This window comes from Sphingomonas bacterium (assembly GCF_903644135.1).
Lineage (GTDB): Bacteria > Pseudomonadota > Alphaproteobacteria > Sphingomonadales > Sphingomonadaceae > Sphingomonas.
The window spans coordinates 1-11,392 of record NZ_CAHJXA010000054.1 but is presented as its reverse complement, the minus strand read 5'-3'; the positions used below and the strand labels follow the sequence as shown (position 1 = coordinate 11,392).

The window sequence follows — 11,392 nt, the reverse complement described above, 5'->3', positions numbered from 1 at the left end:
AGGAAGTCGATCGTGACCGCCTCGCCGTGCCGCCAGTAGGATGAGACCTGAAGGATGGCCGGTCCCGATAGCCCGCGATGGGTGAACAGCGCCGCCTCGCGGAACGCGGCCTTACCCGCGCGCGCCTCGACCGGTGCGGCGACGCCGGCGAGGTCGCGGAACAGCGCCTGCTCGCCGCCCAGCGTCAGCGGCACCAACGCCGGCCGCGGCTCGACCACCTTGAGCCCAAAACGGCGCGCGAGATCATAGGCAAAGCCGGTCGCGCCCAGCTTGGGGATCGACGGGCCGCCGGTCGCGACGACCAGCGCGGGCGCGCTCACCGCTCGGCCGTCCAGCCCCACGCGGAAGCCGCCATCGGCGTGGTCGACGCTCGTAACCGGTCGGCCGAGCGCCATCGTGACCCCGCCGATGGCGCACTCGCCGACCAGCATGTCGACGATCTGCCGCGCCGAGCCGTCGCAGAACAATTGCCCCAGCGTCTTCTCGTGCCAGACGATGCCATGTCGCTCGACCAGCGCGAGGAAGTCGGCAGGGGTGTAGCGGGCGAGCGCCGAGCGGGCGAAATGCGGGTTGGCCGAGACGAAGCGGTCCGGCGCGGTGTCGCGGTTGGTGAAGTTGCATCGGCCGCCGCCCGAGATGACGATCTTGCGCCCGGGCGCGTCGCCATGGTCGACCAGCAGCACGCGGCGACCGCGCTGACCGGCAAGCGCGGCACACATCAGCCCCGCTGCGCCCGCACCAAGGACGATCGCGTCATAAAGGTTGCCGCGCTGCACCCGGCGGCCTTAGCCGCAGCACGAAGCGCTGGCGAGGCGCGCGCCTTGATGCTTTACTACCATGATGCGCATCCTTCTCCTCGCCGCCCTTGTCGCCACGCCGCTCGCCGCACAGACGATGCCCTATGACGCGGTGAACCCAATGATCGGCACCGGCGGCGAGGGCCACACCTTTCCCGGCGCAACCGCGCCGTTCGGGATGGTGCAGCTGTCGCCTGACACGGACGCTACCTGTTCGCTGCGCACCTGCTACGGCCATGCCGCCGGCTATCGCTATGAGGACCCGACGATCCAGGGGTTCAGCCACACGCATTTCTCGGGCGCAGGCCATTCCGACCTCGGCGACCTGCTGGTGATGCCGGTCGGCGGCGAGCGGGTGCCGCTCGACCCCGGCGACGCGAAGGTGCCGGGCTCGGGCTATCGCTCGCGCTTCAGCCATGCCGGCGAGGTCGCGCACCCCGGCTATTACGCGGTGACGCTCGACGACGCGCAGGTCCGTGCCGAACTGACCGCCGGGACGCGCATCGGCGTCCAGCGCTATACCTTTGCCAACGGGATGGCGGCGCACCTTGTGCTCGACTGGCGAAGCTCGCTGTACGACTATCCGGGCAAGATCCTCTGGTCGTCGTTGCACCTGCGTCCCGACGGCACCGTCACCGGGATGCGCGAGACGCGCGGCTGGGCACCGGGACGCAAGCTGTATTTCGCGATGCGCTTCTCCGCGCCGCTGACCGGCCACGCGTTTGTCGATCGCGAGGACAAGGTGCCGTACCGCGGGTTCCAAGGGCCGGGGCGGGGTAGCGACGTCCTCGACGAGAAGCTTGGCCGTGCGCTGGAGGCGCGGCTGGACTTCGGCAAGCTGGCCAAGCCGCTGGAGGTGCGGGTCGCGTTGTCGGGCGTCGACGAGAATGGCGCGGTCGCCAATCTGGACGCGGAACCCGGCGGCTTCGACGCGACCCTGGCCGCGACGCAGGCCAAGTGGCAGGCAGCGCTGGCCGCGGTGGCGATCGACGCGCCCGCACCGATCCGCACCAGCGTCTACACCGCGCTCTACCACAGCCTGCTCGCGCCCAGCGTCTGGAGCGACGCGGACGGGCGTTATCGCGGGCCGGACGATCAGGTCCATATCGCGCAGGGCTTCACCTTCCGCTCGACCTATTCGCTATGGGATACGTTCCGCGCCGAGCATCCGCTGCTGACGCTGGTCCAGCCGGAGAGCACCACGACCGACGTGGTCCGCTCGCTGCTCGCGAGCCGGCAGGAGAGCCCGGACGGCATCCTTCCGGTCTGGCAGTTCGCCGGGCGCGAGACCTGGACGATGATCGGCTATCACGCGGTGCCGGTGATCGCCGACGCGTACCTGAAAGGCTTGCGCGGCTACGACGCCGACGCCGCGCTCGAGGCGATGGTGGCGAGCGCCGAGCACCGCTCCTACGGCGGCCTCGGCGAATATATGGCGCGCGGCTATGTGCCGATCGACAAGGAGCCGGAGGCGGCGTCGAAGACCGCCGAATATGCCTATGACGACTGGACGATCGCGCGGATGGCGCGGGCGATGGGCAAGACGGCGATCGCCGAGCGGTTCGAGAAGCGCGCCGGTTCTTGGCGCAACAGCTTCGACGCCAGGACAGGTTGGCTGCGCGCGCGGCTGTCGACGGGAGCGTTCCGGACGCCGTTCGATCCGACCGCGATCAACTATGGTTCCGACTATACCGAGGGCAACGCCTGGCAATATAGCTGGTTCGCGCCGCAGGATATCGGTGGCCTCATTCACCTGCTCGGCGGCGATCGCAGGACCGTCGCCAAGCTCGACGCGATGTTCGACTATGACAATTCCAAGCTCGACTATAGCAAGTCGGAGGATATCGCCGGGCTGATCGGCCAATATATCCATGGCAACGAGCCGAGCCACCACGTCGCCTATCTCTACGACTATGCCGGCCAGCCGTGGCGCACGCAGGAGCGGCTCGCTCAGATCGTCGCCAGCCAGTACAAGCCGACGCCCGACGGCCTCGCCGGCAACGACGATCTCGGGCAGATGTCAGCGTGGCTGGTGTTCACCGCGCTCGGTTTCTACCCGGTCGCGCCGGGCAGCGGCGAGTATGTGATCGGCCGCCCGTTTGTCGACCGCGCGGTGCTGGCACTGCCCAACGGCAAGACCTTTACCATCACCGCCGCGGGGCTGTCGCCGGCCAATCGCTATGTCGGGCAGGTGACGCTGAACGGCCGGCCGCTGGCGAAGAGTGTCGTGCGCGACGCCGACATCCGCGCCGGCGGCGAGCTGCACTTCACCATGCAAGCGACGCCGAACCGGCAATGGGCGACCGCCAGGACGGCGCGGCCCTACTCGATGACGCCTTATTGAGGCGGGCGGGGGAGGGTGATGGTTGCCGCCATGCCCCCCTCCGCCCGGTTCGCCAGTGTCACCTCGCCGCCGGCATCGCGCACGATCGCGCGGGCGAGCGCCAGGCCCAGGCCGATGCCGCCGGTCTCGCGGTTGCGCGAGGTCTCCAGCCGGGTGAAGGCGTCGAACACCTCCTCGTGCCGCTCGGCCGGGATGCCAGGGCCGCGGTCGGCGACGACGATCGCCACCGATGACGGCGACGCCTCGACGCTGACCGTCGCGGCGTGACCGTACTTCACCGCATTCTCGATCAGGTTGCGCACCGCGCGCCGCATCAGCGCCGGACGCAGCTTCATCGCCAGCCGCTCCGCCTCGACAAAGGTCACGTCCTCGCCCAGGTCGCGGAAATCCTCGACCACCGCATCGACCAGCGCGGCGAGATCGGTCTCGACCGGCGGCTCGCTCGGCCGGCCGAGGCGGGCCAGCGACAGGATGTCGTCGAGCGTGCGGTTCATCTCGGTCACGCTGTCGACCATCCGCTCGCGGTCGGTGTCATCCTCGACCGACTCGATCCGCACCCGCAGCGCGGCGAGCGGCGTGCGCAGGTCGTGGGCGAGCGCGCCGAGCATCCGGTCCTTCTCGTCCAGCATCGCCCTTACCCTAAGGCGCAAGGCGTTGAAGGCGGCGATGGTGGCGGCAAGGTCGCCCGGCCCCGACACCGCGACCGGTGCGCCGTCGTCACCCGCGCCGAACCGCTCTGCCGCCAGGGTCAGGTTGCGCAGCGGCTGCGAGATGCGCCGGCCCAGCCACAGCACCGGCAGCAACACGATGCCGTAGAGGATCAGTGTCTGGCCGATCAGCCGCCAGACGATCCAGCGGCTGTCGCGCGGCCAGAGCAGGCGCTGGACCAGCCAGCCGCGGCCGGGCTGCTCGACGGCGATGACCAGCTCCTCCGAAAACCGGGCGAGGCGGCGTGCGTCGCGGCCGCGGAAACGCTGCAGCCCGGGCTGATGGACGTTGAGCGGCTGGATCGCGGTGGAGATGCGGCCGACGCGTATTCCCGCTTCGGCGAGCGTGCTGCGCAGCTGATCGGCCACTGCCGGCTCCACCGCCATGCCGGGGTTCGGGTCGGTAGCGAAGAGGCGGACCCGGCCGCGATCGGTAGCGGCGGGACGATCCCGCGACTCGCGATCGATCGCCTCGACGATCCGCGTTGTCGCCTGGCCCGCGGCCTGGTCGACCCGCTGGACCGTGCGTTCGTGCAGCAACAGCGCGAAGTTGATCGCCTGCGCGACGAACAGCGCCGCGGCGAGCAGCAGCGCCAGTTGACCGGCCAGGCTGCGCGGCCAAACCCACCGCGTCACGGACCTCACAGCCGTGTGACTTCGGCCGCCAGCGTGTAGCCGCCGCCCCATACCGTCTTGATGATCTCCGGATTGCGGACGTCGGCCTCGATCTTGCGGCGCAGGCGGCTGACCTGGTTGTCGATCGCGCGGTCGAAGGCGGCGGCCTCGCGGCCTTGGGTCAGATCGAGCAGCTGGTCGCGGGTCAGCACCTGACGCGGCCGGACGACCAGCGCCAGCAGCAGGTTGTACTCGCCGGTCGAGAGCGGCACCGACACGCCCTCGCGATCAACCAATGCCCGCTCGCCCGACTTCAGCAACCAGCCGGCAAAGGCGTAGCTGCCAGTCTCGGGCGCATGGTGGCGCACGCCGCCGCCGCTGCCCGCACGGCGCAGGATCACCTTGACCCGCGTCGCCAGCTCGCGCGGGGAGAAGGGCTTCACGACATAATCGTCGGCCCCCATTTCCAGCCCGACGATGCGGTCGGTCTCCTCGGCCTTGGCGGTGAGGAGGATCACGGGCACGGCGCTGGTCGCGGCGATGTGGCGGCACAGCGACAGCCCGTCCTCGCCCGGCATCATGATGTCGACGATGGCGAGATCGATGGCATAAGCCGCCAGTCGCGTGCGCGCGGCGTCGGCATCGCTCGCCTGGGTGACACGAAACCCCTGCTTGGCAAGATACAAGGCAAGCGGCTCGCGGATCGACCGCTCGTCGTCGACCAGCAACAGATGCGGAGTGTCGGCCATCGCCGGCTGATCTACCATGGCGGCGCTTGCAAGCCAGCCGGGCGGGGCGGCCGCCCGGCGCTCCGGCTTACTGCTGGTCCTGGGACGGGGGCATGGCACCGGATCCACCCTGGCCCCGACCTCCACCCGGGCCCTGGCGATCCTGACGCCGCTCGCGCATCATGTCGCGATAGGCGCTCAGCTCGGTGGCATCGAGCTTGCCGTCGTGGTTGGTGTCGATCCGGTCGAATGGCCGCAGCGCGCGGTCGTGATATTGCTGGCGCGTCACCGAGGTCGCCGGCGGCGGTGCCTGCGAGGTCATCGGCATTCCTGAGCGCATCTCGTCGGCCGAAAGGACGCCGTCGTGGTTGATGTCCAGCCGGTCGAACCGCGCATCGGCGGCGGCAACCGCCTCCTCGCGGGTGATGACGCCGTCATGGTTGGTGTCAGCCTGCATCAACCCACCCATGCCGCCGCCGCCGCGCATCGGGCCGCCCGGAGGCGGAGGAGGCGGCATGGAAGGGTCGGTCTGCTGCGCGGCCGCGCCGGCAGCGGTGAACGATCCGGCTGCGAGGGCCAGCGCGAGGAGGGTGTTGCGCATGATGCTGCATCCTGGTTGCGGAGGAGCGGGGTCATTCCCGCTCCGGCTTGAGCGGCTTATCAGCGCCGCCTGTCACGACGATATGCCACGACATGGGCAAGAATGTCGCAATTTGTCGCACGGCAACCGGAGTTGAACCATACCGGAAGCTCAAAACATTTCAAGCGCTGAGCGGATTTGATCGGCGCAATCGCTCGAACGCGCTTGACGGACCGACCGCTGATCTTCTACTTGGAATGATCGGTACGGACCCAAGAGGCCGGCCATCGGGAGAGGATGCGCGGGACGGCGGTTCGGGTAAGCGCGCCCTTGTTGGTCGCTGCTACCCGGACCGCGGTTTCAGCTGGCGAGAATGCGATCGTCGAACAGCCCGAACAGCAGCGTGGAGGCGTAGAGCGCCACCGCCCGCGGACGCGGCATGGTGCGCGCCCAGTGCCGCATGTCGAACGCGGCGTTCTGTAACGCCATCAGCGTCTGCGCGGCGATCGCCGCGTCCACGGCCCGGCACGAGCCTTCGCCGATCCCGTCCATGATTACTCCGGCAAAGCGGCGGGCGATCCGGTTGGACCGGGCGACCATCGCGACGCGCTCGTCGGCCGGCAGTCCCGACAGGGCGGTGGTCCGCAACAGGGGCGCGCGCTCAGCGAACTGCACCTCGATCAGGGCGGCGATCGTGCTCGACAGCCTTTGCCAGTGACTGCCGCCTGCTTCGTCGGCGCGGCGCTGGGCGAGGGCGATGGTGTCGAAACTGCGTCGATAGCAGGCGGCGACAAGGTCGTCCTTGGCATCGAGGTGATGGTAGAAGCTGCCCTTGGTGACGTTCAGCTCGCTGGCGATGCGCTGCACGCTCGCGCCACGATAGCCGATCTCATTGATCAGCCGGGTCGCCGCGAGCAGGAAAGCGGCCCGGCCCGGCTCCGCCTCGACCTGATCGAGATCGAGCGGGTTGGGGCTCCAGCGCTCGACCGGACCGGCGATGCCGCCCGCGAACACCTCCATCAACCGCGCTTCGACGCGGCCGAACTCGTCGGCGTCGTAGCGGGTCAGCCATACCGGTAGCCAGAAGGTGTTCTCCAGCACGACGTGCGCGCGTGCGCCGAACAGGTCGGTCTGGGCGCGGCCGTTGGGCGAGCCCCATAAAGCGCGCGTACGACGAAACACCTCACGCCAGCGCGCCAACAGGCGTGAGCGGACCGGCTCCTCGGTCGCGCGCAGGTCCGACAGGACCGCGAAGGCGGCCTCCTCGCCGCGATCGATGCGCGCGATGCGGGCCATGTTGAGCTGGAGGTAGCGCCGTACCCGCTCCTCCGGCATCGCGGCCGCCATCGCCTCGTCCAGCATTGCCAGCAGCGTGTTGAGCGTGTGCTCGAACGCCGCTGCCGCCAGGTCCTCCTTGCGCTTGAAATAATAGGTAATGCTGGTGGTGTTGAGGCCGACGCGGCGAGCGACGTCGGCGAAGGTCATGCCGGTGGCACTCTGTTCGTTGATCGCCGCCGCCGCTGCCGCGAGGATGGCATCGCGCTTGGCCATGAAGCGGCTGGTGCCGCTATCGTTCGTCCCCTCCATGGAGCGGGTATATCATCATCGGTTCGAAGAATCAGTATCCTTGACGTTAGATCACCGAAGCCGGCACCAGCGCCCGTCCAGGCGGGTCGAATGCGGCGGCTCGGCGGGGCAAGGTCAGGTGGATGATCACCATCGTCAGCAGCAGCGTCGGGATCAGCAGCACGCTGCCTTCCGGCCCGGTGCTCCCGCCCGACAACAGCGGCGCGCCGACGGGATGGGAAGCGAGCAGGTGCCCCGTCACTGCCAGCCCAGAATCATGCACGCCGTAGAGATAGGACTGCGCCCAGTCCCAGGTCGCATGGAAGCCGATCGCCCACCACAAGGAGCCGGTGCGGTACAGGACGTAGACGAAGGTGATGCCCGCCAGCGCCACGCCGACGATGCCCATCGCCGTCTCGCCTCTGTTGAACAGGTGACCGCCGGCGAAGACGCCGACGGAAAACACCAGCGCCGCGATCCAGAAGCCGATCGTGCGCGCATGGCGGCTGTGCGGGGCCACCGCGCGAACGATGCCGACGACGCCCCGCGCCAGCGTATATTGGAGGTAGCCGCGCGTCAGATACTCCTCGAACAGCCCGACCATCGCGAAGGCGGCGAACCAGGCAAGGGCGTAGCCGACCGCCTCTCGGCCGCCGAGCACGATCCCGTCGAAAGCCAGCGCGCCGCTTGCGACGAGCATCCCGACGAGCAGCGACAGCATCGCGATCCCCCACGCCATGCCCTTGAGCAGGTCGGGCAGCAGCAGCGAACGGGTCAGGCCGTAGCGCGCGAACGGGCGGCGCTCGATCCGCGCCATGATCAGCGACGCCACCCCGAAGGTGAGGAAGCCGGTCGCGTCGTTGGCGAAGGTCACTCCAGCCTCGCCCGGCGCGCCCTTGGCCGGAGGGGGCAGGTGCAGGATCGTCTTGGCAACGAATGCCATGGCAAACGACACGCCAGCCGCCAGCAACGCGACCAGCACGATGAACAACAGCAGGCTCCAGCCGGCGCGCAGGCCGTCCGCGCCAACGAAGATATACCGGAACCAGCCGCGCGGCGATGGTGCTGCCGACGGGTAGTCCCGTGCGCCGACTTCCATGTCGGTTGCGGTGTTGGTCATCGGCTTCCCCTTGGCACCGGCTATGGTCAGGCACCTGGCGGCATGATGACGCGTTCGACCGCCTTGCGCCAGCCCGCCAGCCGCGCCTGCCGCTCATCCTCGCCAAGTTTCGGCTCGAAGCGTTCGACCTCGCCGCGCATCGCTGCCGCCGCCGCCAAATCCGCGAACGCGCCCACGCCAACCCCGGCGAGCATCGCCGCACCCAGCGCGGTCGTCTCGGCGAAGCGCGGGCGCTCGACGGTGACCGCGAGCATGTCGGCAAGATCCTGCGCCATCCAGTCGTTGGCGACCATGCCGCCGTCGATCCTGAGCGTGCGCCAGTCCTCGCCATCGGCGGCGAAGGCGGTCTTCAGGTCCGACGCCTGGTGCGCCATTGCCTCCAGCGCGGCGCGGACGACATGCGCCTTGCCGGTACCGAAGCTCAGCCCGGCGATGCTCGCCCGCGCCTCCGGCTGCCACCATGGCGCGCCCAGCCCCGACAGCGCCGGCACCAGATAGACGCCGCCATTGTCGCCAACGCTGCGCGCCAGCGCGTCGGTTTCGGCGACATCGCCGATCAGTCCCAACGTGTCGCGCAGCCACTTCACCAGGCTGCCGGCGACGAACACCGACCCTTCCAGCGCATAATGCCGCTCGCCGCCCAGCTGCCAGGCGATCGTGCCGAGCAGGCGGTTCGCCGAGGAGGGCTGCGCCGTGCCCGCCTGGGTCAGCACGAACGCGCCGGTGCCGAAGGTCGCCTTGGTCTCGCCCGGCGCGAAGCAGGCCTGCCCGATCATCGCCGCGTGCTGATCGCCGGCGATGCCGCAGATCGGGATGACGCCCCCGAACGCACGCGTCTCGCCAATCCGTCCGGCGCAGTCGATGATCTCCGGCAGGGCCGCGCGGGGCACGCCGAACAGGCCGAGCAGATCGTCGTCCCAGCCACCACTGGGCGCGATCCGCATCAGCGCCGTGCGGCTGGCGTTGGTCGCGTCGGTGACGTGCAGCCCGCCGGTCAGTTTCCACACCAGCCAGCTGTCTATCGTGCCGACCGCCAGCCGCGCGCCTGCCGCCGCGACGTCGGGCCATTCGCGCAGTCCCCAGCCGATCTTGGAACCCGAGAAATACGGGTCGAGCAGCAGCCCGGTGCGTTCCTGCACCAGCGTCTCGTGCCCCGCCTCGGCGAGCGCGCGGCAGGCGTCGGCGGTGCGGCGATCCTGCCAGACGATGGCGGGGGCCAGCGGCTCGCCGGTGTCGCGGTCCCAGAACACCACCGTCTCGCGCTGGTTGGTGATGCCGATAGCGGCGATGCGCTCGGCACCGCCCGCCCGCCCGACCATGGCCGTGGCGACGCGCAGCGTCTCCCGCCAGATCTCGGCGGCGTCATGCTCCACCCAGCCGGGGCGAGGGTGGTGCTGGCTCAGCTCCGCCGACTCGCTCCCCACGCAGCGTCCGTCGAGCGCGAACAGCATCGCCCGGGTTGAGGTCGTACCCTCGTCAATAACCAGCAGATGATCGCCCATCGCCATATGTTAGCGGATTACACGCGAACGGCAAAAGCGTAGGGTGACGGCAATGGCAGACGACGGCTCCCCCGAAACACGCCCGCGCGCCGAGGCGACCGCTGCCGTGGCCGCGTCGTCGCTGCTGGAGGGGATCGCGCCGGAGCAGCTTGCGCGCATCGCCGAACGGCGCGACCGGCTGCTCGCCGGGCTCACCCTGACGGCGGCGGTGGGACTGGTGCTGGCGCTGCCGTTCGCGCTGAAGGCAGGGTCGGAGTTCTTCCTGCCGCTGACCCTGTCGCTGGTGATCGCGATCGCGCTGGTGCCGGTGCTCGAATGGCTGGAGCGGCGGCGGGTGCCGTCCGCCCCGGCCGCGATCCTGTGCATCCTGGGCTTCGTCGTCATCGCCAACATCGTCGTCGCGGCGATCGTGGTGCCGGCTACCGACTTCTTCCGCCTGTTGCCGACCCGGATCGACCGGATCCAGTCCAATCTCGCGCCGCTGATCGAGACGGTGTCGGCGCTGGAGAAGTTCGCCACCCGGGCGCTGCGCACCATCGCCGCCGTGCCGGTGCGGCATGGCGGCGCGACGCCGGTGACGCCGCCGACTTCTATGCTGGAGCTGGCCGCGACCACGGCGCCGGCGGTGGTCATCCAGATCCTGTTCGGCGTCCTGATCGTCTTCTTCTTCCTGTCCGGCTGGACGCGGATGCGGCGGCGGACCATCACCGGCCGCGCCAGTTTCGACGGCGCGATGGCGACTGCGCGCGTGATCCAGAACGTGGTCGATGACGTGTCGGCCTATCTTGGGACGATCACCGTCATCAACGTCGCCTTGGGGCTGGTGGTCGCCGGGCTGCTCCATCTGGTCGGGATGCCCTATCCGCTGATGTGGGGCGGCATCGTCGCGTTGCTCAACTACATCCCCTATTTCGGGCCGGTGATCGCGGCGGTGCTGCTGGCGATCGGTGGGTTGATGACCTTTTCCGACATCTGGACGGCGCTGCTGCCGCCAGCGCTGATGTATGGCTGCCACCTGTTGGAGGCGAATGGGATCACGCCGATGATCGTCGGCCACCGGCTGACGATCAGCCCCTTGCTGATCCTGATCTCGCTCAGCTTCTGGAGCTGGGTGTGGGGAACGACGGGGGCGGTGCTGGCGGTGCCGCTGCTGATCATCATCCAGACGGTACTGGGGGCCGCAGGCAAGCCGGACATCGCCGGTTTCCTGTTCGAGGACGGTACGCTGACCCAGGACAGCGCCCGCGCGCGCGGCCGGTCGCTGGGACGCCGCAAAGCGCCCTGACGCTGACGTCGGCGGTTCCGGCGGCGGTTGTTGACACCCCCGACGGCCTCGCCTAGTGGCCGCGCCTCGACGCTAATACGCGGGTGTAGCTCAGTTGGTTAGAGCGCCGGCCTGTCACGCCGGAGGTCGCGGGGTCGAGCCCCGTCAC

9 protein-coding genes are annotated in these 11,392 nt (G+C 69.4%); 2 read left to right on the top strand and 7 right to left on the bottom strand.

Features of this window, described 5'->3' with window-relative positions; all coding sequences use genetic code 11:
* Positions 1–719 (bottom strand): NAD(P)/FAD-dependent oxidoreductase (locus HUU96_RS04735; protein ID WP_174291704.1); only part of this gene is annotated, 719 nt, incomplete at its 3' end.
* 118 nt (positions 720–837) lie between these two features.
* Here HUU96_RS04735 and HUU96_RS04730 point away from each other — a divergent pair.
* Positions 838–3,141 carry a GH92 family glycosyl hydrolase gene (locus HUU96_RS04730; RefSeq protein ID WP_174291702.1) on the top strand — a complete coding sequence of 768 codons (2,304 nt, stop codon included), beginning with the start codon at positions 838–840 and terminating at the stop codon, positions 3,139–3,141.
* Here the strand turns inward: HUU96_RS04730 and HUU96_RS04725 are convergent.
* From HUU96_RS04725 to HUU96_RS04700, 6 genes are all read right to left on the bottom strand, one after another.
* The gene (locus HUU96_RS04725; RefSeq protein ID WP_254605000.1) at positions 3,135–4,484 is read right to left on the bottom strand and encodes a sensor histidine kinase; all 1,350 of its coding nucleotides are present in this window, start codon (positions 4,482–4,484) and stop codon (positions 3,135–3,137) included. The genes HUU96_RS04730 and HUU96_RS04725 overlap by 7 nt on opposite strands.
* Positions 4,485–4,489: 5 nt before the next feature.
* Positions 4,490–5,212 (bottom strand): response regulator, encoded by a 723-nt coding sequence (locus HUU96_RS04720; RefSeq protein WP_174291700.1) that lies wholly within the window; start codon positions 5,210–5,212, stop codon positions 4,490–4,492.
* Between the two features lie 67 nt (positions 5,213–5,279).
* Complete coding sequence (locus HUU96_RS04715) at positions 5,280–5,792, bottom strand: EF-hand domain-containing protein (protein WP_174291699.1); 513 nt, start codon at positions 5,790–5,792, stop codon at positions 5,280–5,282.
* Positions 5,793–6,131: 339 nt separating this feature from the next.
* Entirely contained in the window at positions 6,132–7,358 is a 1,227-nt protein-coding gene (locus HUU96_RS04710) for a TetR/AcrR family transcriptional regulator (RefSeq protein ID WP_174291698.1), read from the bottom strand.
* Between the two features lie 46 nt (positions 7,359–7,404).
* Entirely contained in the window at positions 7,405–8,457 is a 1,053-nt protein-coding gene (locus tag HUU96_RS04705; protein ID WP_254604999.1) for a CPBP family intramembrane glutamic endopeptidase, read from the bottom strand.
* A gap of 26 nt (positions 8,458–8,483) precedes the next feature.
* Entirely contained in the window at positions 8,484–9,959 is a 1,476-nt protein-coding gene (locus HUU96_RS04700) for an FGGY family carbohydrate kinase (RefSeq protein ID WP_174291697.1), read from the bottom strand.
* A 52-nt stretch (positions 9,960–10,011) separates the two neighbouring features.
* On the opposite strand from HUU96_RS04700, the gene HUU96_RS04695 reads away from it, so the two are divergent.
* Complete coding sequence (locus tag HUU96_RS04695) at positions 10,012–11,244, top strand: AI-2E family transporter (protein ID WP_174291696.1); 1,233 nt, start codon at positions 10,012–10,014, stop codon at positions 11,242–11,244.
* The last annotated feature ends 148 nt before the right edge of the window (positions 11,245–11,392 follow it).